The sequence below is a fragment of the Micromonospora sp. NPDC050686 genome (assembly GCF_040654475.1).
Taxonomy (GTDB): domain Bacteria; phylum Actinomycetota; class Actinomycetes; order Mycobacteriales; family Micromonosporaceae; genus Micromonospora.
This window is the reverse complement of the sequence record NZ_JBFAID010000003.1, coordinates 258,471-274,158: the sequence shown is the minus strand read 5'-3', so window position 1 is coordinate 274,158 and position 15,688 is coordinate 258,471. Positions and strand designations below refer to the sequence as shown.

The following is a 15,688-nucleotide window of genomic DNA, read 5'->3' as shown; positions in this document are numbered from 1 at the left end:
GGGTGGCCACGATCCGGCCGGCCAGCGCCTTGGCGTCCGGGTTCACCCCATCGGCCTGCTCCGATGGCCCCGCCGGTTCAACCGGAGGCCGGACCGCCCGCGAACTGCAGTCGGACCCGGCGCCTTGGTTACCATCCGGGGCGTTCATCCGCGACGGTTGAACCGTCCGGGCCATCGGGCCGTACCCAGCACCGGATCGTCAGGAGACTCAGCATGGGCGCCGACCACCCGCGTACCGCCCCGCCCGCCCCACCGGGCGTGCGGCGGATCCTCGTGGCGACCGTGGTCCCGCTGTTCCTGCTCACCGTGATCGCCGCGGTGGTGCTCTGGCCCCGCGACGCGCCAAGCGGCGAGCCCGCCGCCGAGGTGCCCCGCTACCAGGGCACGGTCACCCGGGTCGTCAGCGAGTCCTGCCCGCCGGCCCCGGACACGCCAGAGGGCGGGCCGGACGGTGGGCAGCGCCGCTGCGGCACGGTCACCGTGCGGGTGGCGCAGGGGCCGGACGCCGGCCGGGAGGTCCAGACCCCGGTGCCGGACGGCCCCGGCGCGCCGACCGTGACCGCGGGCGACGAGATCATCCTGGTTCAGCTGACCGACCCGGCCGATCCGCAGGCGAGCCGCTACGACATCGCCGAACACCAGCGCGGTACGCCGCTGGTCTGGCTGGTGGTGGTCTTCGCCGCCGCCATCGTCGCGTTCGGGCGGTGGCGCGGGCTGGCCGCGCTGGGTGGCCTCGCCGCGAGCTTCGCCATCCTGCTGACCTTCGTGCTGCCCGGGATCGGCGCCGGCCAGTCGCCGCTGCTGGTCGCGGTCGTCGGCTCGGCACTGATCATGTTCGTGGTGCTGTACCTCACCCACGGGATCACCGCGCAGACGTCGGTCGCCGTGCTCGGCACCCTCGGCAGCCTGGTGCTGACCGGTGTCCTCGGCGCACTGGCCACCGGGGCCACCCACCTGACCGGGTACGGCAGCGAGGACGCCACCACGCTCTCCATGTTCCAGCAGGACGTGGACCTGCACGGCCTGCTGCTCGCCGGGATCGTCATCGGCTCGCTCGGCGTGCTCGACGACGTGACCATCACCCAGGCGGCGACCGTCACCGAGCTGGCGCACGCCAACCCGGAGCTGTCCCGCCGGCAGCTGTACCGGGCAGCCACCCGGGTCGGCCGGGCGCACATCGCCTCCGTGGTCAACACCATCGTGCTGGCGTACGCGGGCGCCTCGCTGCCGTTGCTGCTCCTGCTGGTGGCCGACTCCCGGCCGGTGGGCCAGCTCCTCACCAGCGAGTTCCTGGCCCAGGAGATCGTCCGCAGCACGGTGGCGACGCTGGGGCTGGTCGCCGCCGTTCCGCTCACCACCGGCCTGGCCGCGCTCGTCACCACCGCCGGCCGGCGGGCCGGCGGGTCGACACCGGCCGCGCCCCCGACCCGCCGCCCGCCGACCGACCCCGACGTCGCGCTGGAGGCGCTCGGCGCCCCGCGAACATCGACCACCACCACGCCCCCGGGCCGGTGGCCCGATCCCGGAAGGAGCACGGACGACGCATGGTGACACCGCAGAGCGTGACGGACCACGCCGCCACCCATGTCAAACGTGTCACTGGTTACCGCCCTCGATTCCGAAAATACGGCTTTGGTCGGGTTCCGGACGTAGCTCACCGGCCCGGCTCTCGGGTAACCTCGCTGCCGGTCACCGCCGAAGGCGCGCAGCGGCGCCTGCGGTGCCACCGCCCAATCGCCGCTCGGCGAGCCGGGGAACCAGGTACGTGGGGTGAAGCCGCGCCAGCGGCCGGGGCAACTTCCGTCCCGAATCCGTCAGCTAACCCGGTCGGCGGTCGAGGGAAGGGAACACTGTGACGGCACCCCTGCGCCACTGGTTGACACCGGTGGTGGCCGTGCTCACCGCACTCACCATCGTCACCGGGCCCCTCCCGGCGACGGCCGCCCCGAACACCCCCAAGCCGTCCGGGCACGAGGAGGACAACGATCCTCCGCTCCTCAACGACGTGCTGGAGCAGACCAACCGGGGCTACTTCCGGGCCAAGGCCAAGCTGGCGAAGTCCAAGCAGCGTCAGCTCGCGCTCGCCCTCGAGGTCCGCCGCGCGCAGAGCGAGCTGGACCGGCTGACCCCGCAGGTGGGCAAGATTGCCGCGCAGTCGTACCGGACCGGGCGGGTGGGCGCGATGGCCGTCCTGCTGGACAGCAGCAGCCCGACCTCCTTCGTGAAGCGCGCCGCGGTGCTCGACGAGATCAACATGGTCAACGAGCGGAAGCTGGCCGAGGTGACCGAGGCCAAGCGGAAGGCCGAGGCGGCCAAGCTGGCCCTCGACGCCGAGGTGCGCGAGCAGCAGCGGCAGACGGCCATCATCGCCAAGCGCAAGGCCGAGGCGGAGAAGTCGCTGGAACTGGTCGGCGGCAAGGGCTTCACCGGGGGCCTGGTCTCGGCGACCTCACCGGTCGCCCGGGTCGGCCCCGGACGGACCTCCGACGGGGAGTGGCGTCGCGAGTCGTGCAGCGAGTCCGACCCCACCACCTCGGGCTGCGTCACGCCGCGCACGCTGCACATGTACAAGGAGGTCAAGCGGGCCGGCTTCGACCGGTTCGTCGGCTGCTACCGCTCCGGCGGGCCGTGGGAGCACCCGAAGGGACGGGCGTGCGACTGGTCGTTGCAGAACCGCGGCTTCAGCCCGTGGCACAACAAGGACACCCGGACGTACGGCAACAACCTGGCCGCCTTCCTGCTGCGCAACGCCGACCGGCTCGGCATCTACTACGTGATCTGGAACCGGCAGATCTGGTTCCCGGCGACGGGCTGGCGTTCGTACAGCGGCCCGTCGGACCACACCGACCACGTGCACGTCTCCCTGCTTTAGCGCGCCCCGCGTAACCCGGGCCGTCCCGCCGCGTGCGGGGCGGCCCGCGTCGTGCCGGGCCTCGGCGCGCAGCCGGGGCCGGCCGGACGACGCGCTCCGGGCCGTCGGCTCGGGCCTCAGCCGGCCGAGGGCGCGACCGGGTCCACCGGCCGGGCCTGGGCGGGCGCTTTCGCCGCCGCGGCGGCCGGCACCTCGGCCACCGTCCGCACCGCGCCGGCGCTCAGCCGGTACGACATGCCGACCACCGCGCACCGGCCGGCCGCCACCGCGGCCGCCAGGGCGGCGGAGTTCGACACCAGGGCCTCGACGGTCTGGGCGATGTGGATGTCCACGATCCCGTCGATGTCCTCGACGCCCCGGTCGGCCGCCTGCCGCAGGCTGGGCAGCACGGCGTCCACCACCGCGCCCAGGTGCCCGGGAGGCGGCGTACCGGTGCGGACCGCCTCGCGGGCCGCCTGGACCGCGCCGCAGGAGTCGTGGCCGAGCACCACCACCAGCGGCGTGCCGAGGATGGTCACGGCGTACTCGACGCTGCCCAGCACCTCGGGCCCGGCGGTGTGCCCGGCGGTGCGGACCACGAAGAGGTCACCCAGGCCCCGATCGAAGATGATCTCGGCGGCCAGGCGGGAGTCGGAGCAGCCCACGATCACCGCGAACGGATCCTGGCCGCCAGCGACCGCGGTGCGGCGGTCGGCGTCCTGGTTGGGATGGCGCGGCGACCCGGCGACGAACCGTCGGTTGCCGGCGCGCAGCTCGTCGAGCGCGCGCTGCGGGCTGCTCCACGGCATTCGGCTCACCTCGTCCCTCACGTACGCGGGTGGGTCGGCCGGCGATACGGCCGCAACCACCGTCACACGCGGCGGAAAGCCCGTCAAGATTTCGTGATACGGATTTCAGGTGTCGCGGGCGTCGACCGCCTGGCCCCCTGCACCGGCCGGGCCGGCGCCCGCGGCCCGGGCCAGGACCTGCGGCGCGGGCCCGAAGCCATACCATGGCCGGTATGGCGACCACAGCTGGCGCGAACGGGAGCACCCGGAACTGGACCTTCCTGACAAACCACGCGCACGTCCTGCTCGCCATCGCGCGGGACCCCACCGCCCGGCTACGCGACGTCGCCGACAAGGTCGGAGTGACCGAACGCGCCGCCCAGGCGATCGTCGCGGACCTGGAGGCCGAGGGCTACCTCCAGCGCACCCGGGTCGGCCGGCGCAACGAGTACACCGTCAACCCGGCCGGCCATTTCCGGCATCCGGCCGAGGCCGACCGCCAGGTCGGCGACCTGCTCGCGCTCTTCACTCCCGGGCCCGCCGACGAGGGCACCGCGCGGCACTGACCGGCTCCGGCCACATCGGACCGACCGTACCGTCGCTCCCGTGACCACGCCCTCGGCCCGCCGGCGGTAATCTCACCCCGTGCGCGAGAGCTTCCGATCGGGTGGACGGCCGTCGGTCCGAGGTGCCGGGGCCGGATCCCGTACGCCCCGGGGCCGCGTCGTCCGTTGTGGACTGGTGGTGGCCCTGCTCGGCACGATCGTGGTCGCGCCCGCACCGGCCGCCGCCGCACCGCCGCCGTGCGGTCCGGCCGGCGGGCCCGGCCCCACCGAGCGGCCATGGGCGTTGCGGCGGCTGAAGCCGGAGTCGGTGTGGCCGATCAGCCGGGGCGAGCGGGTCACCGTCGCGGTGATCGACTCCGGCGTCTCGGCCAGCCACCCGGTGCTGCAAGGACGCGTCAAGGACGGCCGCGACTTCAGCGGCCTCCCGGCCCGGCAGGGACGGTGCGACGAGGAGGGGCACGGCACCACCGTGGCGGGCATCATCGCCGGCCGCGACGACACCGACTCGCCGTTCAGCGGGATCGCACCGGACGCCCGGATCCTCCCGCTGCGGGTGCTGCCCAACAAGCAGGAGACCCGGGACCCGGCGCTGCCCGGCCAGATCGCCCAGGCGATCCGCTGGGCCGCCGACCACGACGCCGACGTGATCAACCTGTCGCTGGTCACCGAACCCGCGCCCGAGCTGGAACAGGCCGTCGGGTACGCGCTGAAGAAGAACGTGGTCGTCGTCGCGGCCGCCGGGAACACCAACGAGCAGCAACAGCAGAACGGGCCGGTGTTTCCGGCGAGCTACCCGGGGGTCATCGCGGTCGCCGGGGTCGACGAGGAGGGCGCCCACGTGGAGACCTCCGTCAGCGGCGAACACGTGGACGTGGCCGCGCCCGGGCTGAACCTCATCGGCCCGGCCCCGCAGGGCACCGGCTACCTACCCCAGGCCGCCGGCGGCACCAGCTTCGCCGCCGCATACGTCTCCGGCGTCGTCGCGCTGCTCCGGGCCGCCCGCCCCGACCTCACCCCCGAGCAGGTCGCCACCCGGCTGGTCCGGACGGCCGACAGCCCGCCGGAGGGCAAGAGCCCCGAGCTCGGGTACGGCGTGGTGAACCCGTACCGCGCGGTGACGAACCTGCTGGGCACCCGGAACGACCCGCCGCTCGGGGCGATGCCGGCCCCGCCCGGCGGGGACGACCCGCTGGACCGGCAGCGCACGTTGGCCCTCTGGATCGGGCTGGCCGGGCTGCTCTTCGCGGTGCTCCTGCTCGTCTCCCGGCCGGTCCTGGCGCACGGCCGTCGGCGCGGCTGGCGACCCGGGCGCCGGCCGAGCCCGCCGGAGACCGGCCCGGCCGGCTGACGGGCGGTTTCGACGCGAGGCCGTGTTTCGTCTGGGCGGTCGAGCCGAGGCGGAGTCCAGACAACGGCCAGTCCTTACTTAGTAAGAACGGCCTGGGGCCACCGGTCGGGTCCGACCGGTGGCCCTCGTCGCCGTCGTGGCTCAGCGCAGCACGCCGGGGGCTGCCCCGCCGTCCCCGCCCCACACGTCCTCGTCCTCCTCCAGCCAGGAGTTGCGCGGCAACTCCTCCTCGCCGTAGCCGGCACCGCTGCCGGCGCCCACGCCGGCCATCCCGCCGCGGGCACCGGCACCACGGGCACCCCCGCCGCCCGCGCCGGCCGCCCCGCGTCCCGCGCCCCGGCCACCGCCGCCACCGGCCATGCCACCCATCGCAGGCCCCATGCCCCCGCCTGCGCCGGTGCGGCCGGCGCCGAGCCGTCCGCCGGCGCCCCGGCCGCCCGCGTTCCGGCCGCCCGCCCCGGCGGCGCCGCCACCCATCATCGGCGGCAGGCCGGGGTTGACCGGCTTGCCGAGCGCGCCGGCGCCACCGCCGGAGAGCCCGGAGCCAGCACCGCCGCCGCCGAGCCCCGCGCTCAGGCCGCCAGCACCCGGGCCACCGCCCAGGCCCGTGGTCGCCGGTGCGGCGCCCGCCAGGCCGGTGCTGTAACCGCCACCGCCCGCGCCGATGCCGCCGGCGCCGGGCCCGCCCGGAACGTAGCCGGTGCCCGTGCCGGTCCCCGGGGAGTAGCCGCCGCCGCTCAGATCGGGGTGTGCGCCCGTGCCGATACCGGGCACCCCGGAGCCGGACCCGTAGCCGCCACCCGAGCCGATGCCCGGCCCACCGCCGACGCCGCTCGGCACCTTGCTGCCGGAGATGCCGCCCGTGCCGGGCGTGTTACCGAGGCCCGGCACCGACCCGGCGCCGCCACCACCGCCACCGCCACGCCCGAGTTCCGGTGGCGGGGGCGGGGGCGGCGTCGTGCCGACACCGGACCACCCGCCCTTGGGTCCCTGCTCCGCCGTCTCCCGGATGCCGCCCTCCAGGGTGTTGTAGACCTTGCGGGCGTCCCCCTCCTGGTCGGAGAACCAGCCGGTCACCCAGTCGCCCAGTTTGCCGAGCTGCTCGGCGGGCCAACTGCCCAGCAGGTCCGCTTTGACCCTGGTCTCGAAGAGCCCGACCCCGAGGGTGATCTCGCCGTTGCGGGCGGCCAGCACGTCGCCGACGCAGGCGGCCGGGATGGGCATCTCGGCCTGCGCCTTCTCGATCTTGGCGGCGGCGGTCTCCAGGGTGGGTACGATCCCGACCCGCCCCGAACCCGGATCGCTGACCGCGTCGACGATGCCCTCGATGTCCTTGCCCAGCCGGTCGATGTGGCCCTTGAAGGCGTCGTACGCCGGGCCCTTCCAGGTCTTGCCGAGGTCGCCGATGTTCGTCTTCAGGCTGGTCTGGACCTCCCCGACGTTGCGGAGCACCTCCTCCCAGTCCAGCGCGGCGCCGCGGACCTCGGCCGGATTGCCCTCGACCAGGACCTCGCGGGCCATGTCCTCCCAGCTCTTGCCACTCATCTTCCGGCTCCCCCGCCCTAGCTCTCCGCGCCGCGCGCGCTGTTGGAGAGGATCTCGTTCATCCGCTGGGCCGACATGGCGTTGGCTTCCTCGGCGGTCTCGTAGTTGCGCTTGACCGCGCGCAACGCCTCAGCCGCCGCATAGAGGTCGTCCGCCAGCTTGCTCAGCCCCCGCTTCGTGCTGTCGTAGACAGCCCGGTGCTGACCGAGCAGCTCCCCGGCGGCCGGATAGCCGCCGAGCGGCCCCTTCCCGCCGCCCTGACCCAGCCGCTCCACGATCACGTGCATCTTGGTGCAGAGACCACGCACGTACCTGCCGTGCTCCTCCAGCCACTCCGCCGCCGAGTCGAAGCTGTCCGCGTCCCACTCCGTCCGGACGCCGCCGCCGGCCAGTTCGCCCGACACCTGCGCCTGGTCTGCGCTGATCCGGTCGAAGCTGATGCCGCGGACCTGCGCCCCGGGCATCATCGGGTGGATCGGCATCGGGATCGGCATCCGCACGTCGACCCGGTCGGGGTCGCCGCTGTTCTGGTCGCTCATTGGTGTCCTCCCCGGACCCGGTGCTCAGAAATGCATCTCAACGCTGCTGCTGGTCGGCCCGAGGCGGCCCGGGTGGCACCGGGCCACCCGGCCCGGCACCCGGCGGGTACGGCGGCACGGGCTGGCCGACCGGCCGGGGCTGGTACGGGTGCTGCCCGCCGGGCGGCCCGTAACCGCCGACATGGCCCGGTGCCCCGGGCGGTCCGTAGCCGGCGGGCTGACCCGGTGCCCCGGGCGGTCCGTAGCCGCCGGGGTGGCCCGGTGCCCCGGGCGGTCCGTAGCCGCCGGGGTGGCCCGGTGCCCCGGGCCGGCCCGGGTAGCCGGGCGGGCCGGCCGGGGGCGGACCGGCCGCCGCCTTCCGGCGCTTCGCGCGGCGGTTCACCACCACCAGCACCACCACCACGGCGACCGCCAGCAGCACCGCCAGCAGGCAGAGTCCCACCTGGACGGCGGCACCCCAACCGTCGACCACCCCGAACGACACGGACGGCTCGTCGTCGCGCGGGTCGGCGCTGCGGGTCGCCGCACCGGCCGGCGGCTTCGCGCCACCGGCCGCCGGGCCGAGCAGCGGGTTGGCCTCCACCGCGGGCACCGACGCGGTCAGCGCCCGGAGCACGTCGAGCGAGCCGAAGCCGAACTCCGGATCGCGGCCCGAGGCGCCCTCGTCCCGGGCGGTGCTGATCAGCCGGTTGACCACGTTGGCCGCGTCCAGCTTCGGATAGCGGGCCCGGATCAGCGCGACGGCGCCGGAGACGATCGCGGTGGCGGAACTCGTGCCCTCGCTCATGCCGTAGGCGCTGCCGTTCACGCCGGGCGGCACCGGGGCGATGATGCTGACCGCGGGCGCCGCCACGACCACCTCGGGCCCGGTCGCCGACCCCGACCAGGCCTTACCGGAACGGTCCGTGCCGCTCACCGCGATCACCCCCGGCACGTTGGCCGGAGTGCCCACCTCGTCGAAGCCCTGGACCCGGTTGCCGGCGCCGGCCACCACCACGACGTCCTTGCTCAAGGCGTACTCGACGGCCCGGTTCGAATCGACGTTCGAGCCGAAGCCGGACAGCGACAGGTTGACCACATCGGCGCCCTGGTCCACCGCCCAACGGACGCCGGCGAGCACATCCCACTGGGCGCTGTTCGGGCCCAACGCGACCGGCAGGATCCGGACCTCCGGGGCGATGCCCAGCTCCCGGGTCCCACCGCCACCACCGCGCCCGCCGATGATCCCGGCCATCGCGGTCCCGTGGCCCTTCTCCCGGTCGGGGTCGGACCACCCGTCCGCCGCACCGCCGGGATAGAAGCTGCGACCCGGCAGCAGTTGCCCCTTCAGATCGGGGTGCGCGCCGTGCACGCCGCTGTCGACCACCGCCACCGTCACGCCGCGCCCGCGGGTCAGCTTGTGCGCCTCGGGAATCCGCAGGCTGTCCAGATACCACTGCTGGTCGCGTACGGGATAGGCCTGGGCGGGTGCGGGTGCCACCAGCAGCGCGGCCCCGCCCGCCACGGCCACCGTCACCAGCGCGGCGGCCGACCGCAGCACCCTCCGCACACGCTTCCCCGTGACCATGACACCCCCACCTCGGCTGGCTGACAACGCGACGCGGCTCCGGCCCGGTCAGACCGGACCGGAGCCGCGCGGGCGATTATCTCAGCCCCACACCTTGGCGTTGCTCATCTCGGTGCTGACGTAGTTTTCGCGGGCGATGCCGACGGCGCCACCGATCTCGTTCAGGATCCGGTTGATGTCCCGGACGGCGGCGTCCCACTGCGCCTGGTGCTGCTCGTAGGCGGCCCGGTCCTGGCCGTCCCACTGGAGCTTGCTGAGCATCGACCGCAGCGTGTCCAGCTTCTCGTCGATGGTCCGCGAGATTGCCTGCATCTGCTGGTTGCTGGCCTCGAGGACCGCGTAGTCAACCTTGATCATGCCGGTTCCCTCCTCTGCTCCTGCTTGTCGATCACGGGTTGAGAGCAGAGTGGAACTTGTCCAGCATCTGCTGCTGCTCTTCGTCGTTGACCTGGTGCGTCGTACCCGACTTGTCGAGCAGTTCGGCGATGTTGTCCATCGCCGTCAGCAGCTTGACCGTGTCCTCGTTCCAGCGCGTCATGAGCGACTGGAAGCCAGTGCTCGCCTGGCCCTTCCAGGCCATCGCCAGGTCGTCGACCACGTTCCACAGCTTCTTCAGCTCGCCGTCGACCTCGCTGCGCGTGGAGCGCACGTCACTCGCGGCTTGATGCAGAGTCCCTGCTTCGACCTCGAACGCCATGCTTCACACCCTTCCGTCATCGTTGTGGCGGCGGAACTGCCGCGCCCTCCCCCGCGGCAAGGCCAACACCCCACCGACGGACACTCCGTAAGAGACGGTAGCCCACCGCGTCCAACGCTCGCAGCCCCGTCCCGAGCCCTGCGCGGCACCGCCCGCCTGCCGGTCGACACAGTGGACACCGCCGCGTCAAGGGGCGGCCCAGCCACCCCGCCACCCGCCGTCACCGACCCCGATCAGGCCGGGTCGACCCACGCCGTCTGGATCAGCTGCTGACCGTCGCGCCGGCGGACCAGTACGCCCCGGCCCGGCGGCTGCGGGCTGGGCCGCAGGGTGCCGAAGATGGCCCCCTCCTCCCGGTTGCCGGACATCAGCAGGCCCGGCGAGTCCAGCTCCCGCAGGCGTTGCAGCACCGGCTCGTACAGAGCCCGGGCCACGCCACCGACCCGCCGCGTGATGATCAGGTGCAGGCCGATGTCCCGGGCCTGCGGCAGCAGCTCGTGCAGGACGCTGAGCGGGTTGTTGCCGCCGGAGGCGACCAGGTCGTAGTCGTCGACCAGGATGTACAGCTCGGGGCCCTTCCACCAGCTACGGTCGCGCAGCTGGGCGGTGGTGACATCCGGCCCGGGCAGCCGGTTCTGCAGGGCGCTGCGGATGGAGCCGAGGCCCTTGCTGAACACCTGGTTCGAGGGCGCGTAGTCGAGCAGGTGATCGCCCTCCACCGCGCCGAGCAGGCCGCGCCGATAGTCGGCGATGACCAGCCGGGCCTGCGCCGGGGTGTACCGGTCCACGATCTGCCGGGCGATCAGCCGCAGCACGTTGGTCTTGCCGCACTCGGCGTCGCCGAAGACCGTGAGGTGCGGCTCGTTGGCCAGGTCGAGGTAGACCGGTGCCAGCGCCGCCTCGTTCACGCCGATCGGCAGCCCCGGCACGGACCGGTCGACGATCCGGGCCAGCTCGGTGACCGGCAGCCGGCGCGGCAGCAGCCGGACCTTCGGCGCCGGACGGCCCGGCCAGTTCTCCGCCACGTGCCGGGCCAGCGCCACCGAGGCCTCGGTGAGGTCGTCGATGTCCCGCTTCCCGTCGATCCGCGACACCGCGGTCAGGAAGTGCAGCTTGTCGCGGGTCAGACCGCGACCCGGGGACTTCTCCGGCACGTTCGACGCCGCCCGGCGGTCGATCTCCGACTCGGCCGGGTCGCCGAGCCGCAGCTCCAGCTTGGTGCCCAGCAGGTCGCGCATGTTGATCCGGATCTCCGCCCAGCGGGACGCCGTCAGCACCACGTGCACACCGAAACCGAGCCCCCGGTTGGCGACCGTGGTGATGGTCTGCTCCAGCTCCTCGTACTCCTGGCGCAGGGTGTTCCAGCCGTCCACCACCAGGAAGACGTCGCCGAACGGGTCGTCCGCGAACTCACCCGCGGCCCGCCGCCGGCGGTAGCTGGCCACCGAGTCGATGCCGTGCTGGGCGAAGCGGGCCTCCCGGTCGTCCAGGATCGCCACCACCTCGGCCACGGTCCGGCGCACCGCCTCCGAGTCCCGCCGTCCGGCCACCCCGGACACGTGCGGCAGCCCCTCCAGGCTGCGCAGCGCGCCACCGCCGAAGTCGAGGCAGAAGAACTGGGCCTCGCGCGGGGTGTGGGTGAGCGCCACTGAGGCGATCAACGACCGGAGCATGGTGCTCTTGCCGCTGAGCGCCGCGCCGACGATGACCACGTTGCCGCCCGCCCCGGCCAGCTCCACCATCATCGGGTCGCGGCGCTGCTCGTACGGGCGGTCCACCACGCCGACCGGCACGGTGAGCCGGCCCCGGCCCGGCCAGCTTGCGGTGCAGAGCCCGAACTGCGGGTGCACGGCCAGCGGCGGCAGCAGCTCCGCCAGGCCCGGCGGCTCGGCCAGCGGCGGCAGCCAGACCTGGTGCGCGGGGCGCCCCTGGCCCTTGATCCGGTCGATCAGCACGTCGAGCATCGCGACCGCCTTGCCGTCGGTCGGCTGCTCGGGCTCCGGCGTCGCCTCCACCGGCGCCTCGGTCGCCTGCACCGGCACGAAGTCCAGGCCGTACGGGACGATCCGGCGCTGCACGGCGGCCCGGGTCACCGCGGCGGTCTGCCCCGGCGGCCGGTACGGGCCGGACACGTACGCCGCCCGGAACCGGAGCATGGTGCTGGTGTCCGACTTCAGGTAACCGTGACCGGGGGCGCTGGGCAGCTCGTACGCGTCCGGCACGCCGAGCACGATCCGGCTCTCCACTGCCGAGAAGGTCCGCAGACCGATCCGGTACGACAGGTGGGTGTCCAGGCCGCGCAGCTTGCCCTCCTCCAGCCGCTGCGAGGCGAGCAGCAGGTGCACGCCGAGCGACCGGCCCAGCCGGCCGATCATGACGAACAGGTCGATGAAGTCGGGCTTCGCCGCGAGCAGCTCGCTGAACTCGTCACAGATGATGAGCAGGCTTGGCATCGGTTCGAGCGGCTCGCCGGCCGCCCGAGCCTTCTCGTAGTCGTACCGGGAGACGTAGTTGCCGGCCGCCCGCAGCACCTCCTGGCGGCGGTTCATCTCGCCGGCCAGGGCGTCGCGCATCCGGTCGACCAGCGGCAGCTCGTCGGAGAGGTTGGTGATCACCGCGCTGGTGTGCGGCAGCGCGTCCAGCGAGGCGAAGGTGGCGCCGCCCTTGAAGTCGACCAGGACGAAGTTCAGCTCCTCCGACGAGTGGGTCACCGCCAGCGCGGCGACCACCGTACGCAGCAGCTCGCTCTTGCCGGAGCCGGTCGCGCCGATGACCAGGCCGTGCGGGCCCATGCCCTCGTGCGCGGACTCCTTGAAGTCCAGCTCGACCACGTTGCCGTCCGGCCCGACGCCGAGCGGGATGCGCAGCCGGTCCCGCTGGCTGCGCGGCTGCCAGGTCTGGCGTACGTCGACCGTGGCGGCGTCCCCGGCGCCGAGCAGGTCGGGCAGCTCCATGCTGCGCGCGAGCGGCTCCTCGCTGATGGTCTGCTGCTGCGACAGCCGGTACGGCGCGATCTGCCGGGCCAGCCCCTCGGCGGCCGCCGCGTCCAGCCGGTCCGGCCGGCCCAGCCGGCTGGTGGAGGTGCCCCGCACCAGCTCCAGCGAGCTGCCGTCGCCGGCGTCGAGGCAGAGCAGCCAGCGACCCGCGTCCCGCGGCACGGTGCCGGAGAGGTCGACCACCGTGGCGCCCAGCAGCCCCTGGCCCATCAGCTGGCAGGTCGGCGCGATCTCCCCGCCGTCCACCACCACGACCAGGTGGGGCGCGGTGGTGAGCGGCTTCGCCTCCGGGGCGAACCGGGGGCGGCCGGCCAGCTCGTCGGCGAGCGCCCCCTCGGCCTCGGCGAGGCTGGCGAAGACCAGCCGCCGGGCGCCCGCGGCGTCGGTGCGTCCGGGGTGGTGGGCGTGCGGCAGCCACTTCACCCAGTCCCAGGCCGCCTGCCGGTCCGGCGCGGCGACGACGACCAGGACCAGGTCGTCGGGGGCGTGGAAGGTGGCCAGCTGGCCGAGGGCGGCCCGGGTGAGGTCGAGCACCGGCTCCCGGTCGCCGCGCAGCACGATCCGGCTGAACGCCCGCAGCGACAGGGCGGTGGGCAGGTCCGGCACGGTGGAGTGGGCCCGGACGAACCGCCGCAGCGCGATCGCGCTCATCGGCTCCAGGTCCTCCACCGGCTTGGTCTCCGGCGTGACGATCTCCACCGCGAGGCGCTGCGGGCCGAGCGCGATCCGGGCCTCGCCGAAGTCGTCCTCGGTGATCCGCCGCTCCCAGAGCCGGCGGGACGCGGCGATCGACCAGAGCGCGTCGGGTTCCGGGTGCCGCCAGGCCATCGCGGCGCGCTGCTGCTCGGCCGCGCGCCGGGTGCGCTTGCGCATCTGGGCCAGGTACCGCATGTAGTCGCGCCGCTCGGCGTTCAGCTCGGCCTTGTCGTTGCCGCCGCTGCCGACCATGGTGCCGAGCGCCATGCCGAGCATCGAGACACCGAACAGGCCACCCGCGACGTACGTCATCATGCCGCCGCCCCGGCCGGCGTAGAGGAACGCCATCGCGCCCACCCCGCAGAGCATGGGCAGGACCATCAGCAGCTGGCCCATGCTGCGCGGTTGCGGCTCGGGCAGCTCGGGTGGCGACTCCAGCAGCAGCTCGCCGCGGGGCAGCGCGGGTCCCGGTTGACGCGGAAGCCGACGGAACACCACCGTGCTCACGGCTGTCTCCTCCCCAGAAGCGGCCCTGCTCGTGGTCTGCCAACTCGCCCGAGTCGTCGGGTGGGCAACCTGTGCGCCCGCCATCGTAGGTAATCTCCCGTGGGCGTCGTGGACCCGTGTGGGGTGACGCCGCCGGCCGGGGTGGATCGTAGGCGAGCACGAGGAGGCCACAGTGGCGACGAAGACCGCGACCGGCGGGCTGAGCCGGATCACCATCGTGGCGCCGCGGACCAGGATGGACCTCGCCCTGCCGTCGGACGTGCCGCTGGCCGACCTGCTGCCGACCCTGCTCCGCTACGCGGGTGAGGACCTGGCCGACGAGGGCGTCCGGCACGGCGGGTGGCGCCTGTCCCGGCTGGGCGGTCCACCGCTCGACGGCGGTCGTACGGCCACCCAGCTCGGCGTCCGCGATGGTGAGGTGCTCTATTTCAACCCGCGCACCTCGGCCGCGCCCGAGATCGTCTTCGACGACGTGGTGGACGCGGTGGCCACCGGCACCAACCAGCGTCCCGGCGCCTGGCAGGTCGCCACCACCCGGGCGTTCTCGGTGCTGCTCGCCGGGGTGACGCTGGCGGCCGGCGCCGTCGCGGCGCTGCTCGCCGGGCCCCCCCAGCTGCCCGGCGCGCTGGCCGCCCTGCTCGTCGCGGTCGCCCTGCTGGTCAGCTCCGCGGTGCTGTCCCGGGCCGCCGGGGACAGCCGCACCGGTGCCGTGCTCGGCCTGGCCGGCACCGGGTACGCCGCCATCGCCGGCCTGCTGGTGCTGGCCGGCGACCGGGGGCTGGGCGAGCTGGCGAGCCCGCACGTACTGCTCGCCGGGACCGCGGTGGCGGTCTTCGGCGCACTGGCCGCGCTGGCGGTCGGCGACCGGCTGCCACTCTTCGTCGGCGCCACCTCGATCGGCGCGGCGGTGGCGCTCGGCGCGGTGATCTGCCTGGCGTTCGGCGCGACGCCGGCGGCCGCGGGGGCGATCGTAGCCACCGTGGCCTTCGGCACCCTGCCGATGCTGCCGATGGCCGCCTACCGGCTGGCCCGGCTGCCCGTGCCGTCCATCCCCACCGGCCCGGACGACCTGAAGTCCGACGCGGAGAGCGTCGACGGCCGGCAGGTGCTGCGGCTCAGTGACCGCGCCGACGGTTTCCTCACCGGCCTGCTGTGGACGGTGTTCCTGCTGGTGCTCGGTGGCGAGCTGTTCCTCGCGGTGGACGGCCGGCTGCCCGCGGTGCTGCTCTGCCTGGTGCTGGGGGTGCTGTCGCTGCTGCGCGCCCGGCCCTTCCTCGGCCGCGCCCAGCGCACCCCGGTGCTGCTCGCCGGCAGCGCCGGGCTGGTGCTGGCCGGGGCGGCCACCTTCATCGCCGGCGGGCTGGCGCTGCGGCTCGGCGTGGTGCTCGGCGGGCTGCTGCTCGTCGCGGTGATCAGCCTGATCTACGGCCTCACCGTGGCCGGCAAGCGGATCTCCCCGCTCTGGGGCCGGACGCTCGACATCGTCGAGATCCTCGTGATCATCTCGCTGGTGCCGCTCACGGTCTGGGTGTGCGGCCTGTACGGCTGGATCGTCAACCTGCGCCCCTGACCGGTCCGCCCGCGCCCG

12 protein-coding genes and 1 riboswitch are annotated in these 15,688 nt (G+C 74.1%); of the genes, 5 read left to right on the top strand and 7 right to left on the bottom strand.

The features are described from left to right. Positions 1-213: 213 nt before the first annotated feature. Together AB0H57_RS05110 and AB0H57_RS05105 are read left to right on the top strand one after the other, a co-directional pair. On the top strand, positions 214-1,551 hold the full coding sequence (locus AB0H57_RS05110; protein ID WP_357502791.1) for a YibE/F family protein: 1,338 nt from the start codon (positions 214-216) through the stop codon (positions 1,549-1,551). Between the two features lie 166 nt (positions 1,552-1,717). Next, positions 1,718-1,848: riboswitch (cyclic di-AMP (ydaO/yuaA leader) on the top strand. Positions 1,849-1,852: 4 nt separating this feature from the next. After that, positions 1,853-2,872 (top strand): hypothetical protein, encoded by a 1,020-nt coding sequence (locus AB0H57_RS05105; protein WP_357502789.1) that lies wholly within the window; start codon positions 1,853-1,855, stop codon positions 2,870-2,872. Positions 2,873-2,988: 116 nt separating this feature from the next. Here AB0H57_RS05105 and AB0H57_RS05100 read toward each other — a convergent pair whose 3' ends face one another. Continuing rightward, positions 2,989-3,660, bottom strand: coding sequence for a carbonic anhydrase (locus AB0H57_RS05100; protein ID WP_357502787.1), 672 nt, complete (start codon positions 3,658-3,660; stop codon positions 2,989-2,991). A 203-nt stretch (positions 3,661-3,863) separates the two neighbouring features. On the opposite strand from AB0H57_RS05100, the gene AB0H57_RS05095 reads away from it, so the two are divergent. After that, complete coding sequence (locus tag AB0H57_RS05095) at positions 3,864-4,205, top strand: MarR family winged helix-turn-helix transcriptional regulator (RefSeq protein WP_357502785.1); 342 nt, start codon at positions 3,864-3,866, stop codon at positions 4,203-4,205. Between the two features lie 175 nt (positions 4,206-4,380). Beyond that, complete coding sequence (gene mycP / locus AB0H57_RS05090; protein WP_357502783.1) at positions 4,381-5,553, top strand: type VII secretion-associated serine protease mycosin; 1,173 nt, start codon at positions 4,381-4,383, stop codon at positions 5,551-5,553. Positions 5,554-5,694: 141 nt separating this feature from the next. On the opposite strand, the gene AB0H57_RS05085 is transcribed toward mycP, so the two are convergent. From AB0H57_RS05085 to eccCa, 6 genes are all read right to left on the bottom strand, one after another. Further along, positions 5,695-7,098, bottom strand: a complete 1,404-nt coding sequence (locus AB0H57_RS05085) for a hypothetical protein (RefSeq protein ID WP_357502781.1) — start codon at positions 7,096-7,098, stop codon at positions 5,695-5,697. Between the two features lie 17 nt (positions 7,099-7,115). Next, complete coding sequence (locus AB0H57_RS05080) at positions 7,116-7,637, bottom strand: hypothetical protein (protein WP_357502779.1); 522 nt, start codon at positions 7,635-7,637, stop codon at positions 7,116-7,118. A 37-nt stretch (positions 7,638-7,674) separates the two neighbouring features. After that, on the bottom strand, positions 7,675-9,204 hold the full coding sequence (locus AB0H57_RS05075) for a S8 family serine peptidase (protein WP_357502777.1): 1,530 nt from the start codon (positions 9,202-9,204) through the stop codon (positions 7,675-7,677). Positions 9,205-9,285: 81 nt separating this feature from the next. Then, positions 9,286-9,561: a WXG100 family type VII secretion target gene (locus tag AB0H57_RS05070; RefSeq protein WP_357502775.1), complete on the bottom strand. Its 276-nt coding sequence runs from the start codon at positions 9,559-9,561 to the stop codon at positions 9,286-9,288. A gap of 31 nt (positions 9,562-9,592) precedes the next feature. Beyond that, the gene (locus tag AB0H57_RS05065; RefSeq protein WP_357502773.1) at positions 9,593-9,901 is read right to left on the bottom strand and encodes a WXG100 family type VII secretion target; all 309 of its coding nucleotides are present in this window, start codon (positions 9,899-9,901) and stop codon (positions 9,593-9,595) included. Between the two features lie 233 nt (positions 9,902-10,134). Next, on the bottom strand, positions 10,135-14,100 hold the full coding sequence (gene eccCa / locus AB0H57_RS05060; protein WP_357502771.1) for a type VII secretion protein EccCa: 3,966 nt from the start codon (positions 14,098-14,100) through the stop codon (positions 10,135-10,137). A gap of 172 nt (positions 14,101-14,272) precedes the next feature. Between eccCa and eccD the strand changes: the two genes are divergently transcribed. Then, positions 14,273-15,670 carry a type VII secretion integral membrane protein EccD gene (gene eccD / locus AB0H57_RS05055; RefSeq protein WP_357502769.1) on the top strand — a complete coding sequence of 466 codons (1,398 nt, stop codon included), beginning with the start codon at positions 14,273-14,275 and terminating at the stop codon, positions 15,668-15,670. The last annotated feature ends 18 nt before the right edge of the window (positions 15,671-15,688 follow it).

Excerpts from the sequence above, each read along its gene's own strand:
- AB0H57_RS05085 (WP_357502781.1), bottom strand. The coding sequence starts at position 7,098 with ATGAGTGGCAAGAGCTGGGAGGACATGGCCCGCGAGGTCCTGGTCGAG.
- AB0H57_RS05095 (WP_357502785.1), top strand. The coding sequence starts at position 3,864 with ATGGCCGGTATGGCGACCACAGCTGGCGCGAACGGGAGCACCCGGAAC.
- AB0H57_RS05075 (WP_357502777.1), bottom strand. The coding sequence starts at position 9,204 with ATGGTCACGGGGAAGCGTGTGCGGAGGGTGCTGCGGTCGGCCGCCGCG.
- AB0H57_RS05065 (WP_357502773.1), bottom strand. The coding sequence starts at position 9,901 with ATGGCGTTCGAGGTCGAAGCAGGGACTCTGCATCAAGCCGCGAGTGAC.
- AB0H57_RS05070 (WP_357502775.1), bottom strand. The coding sequence starts at position 9,561 with ATGATCAAGGTTGACTACGCGGTCCTCGAGGCCAGCAACCAGCAGATG.
- AB0H57_RS05110 (WP_357502791.1), top strand. The coding sequence starts at position 214 with ATGGGCGCCGACCACCCGCGTACCGCCCCGCCCGCCCCACCGGGCGTG.
- AB0H57_RS05100 (WP_357502787.1), bottom strand. The coding sequence starts at position 3,660 with ATGCCGTGGAGCAGCCCGCAGCGCGCGCTCGACGAGCTGCGCGCCGGC.
- AB0H57_RS05080 (WP_357502779.1), bottom strand. The coding sequence starts at position 7,637 with ATGAGCGACCAGAACAGCGGCGACCCCGACCGGGTCGACGTGCGGATG.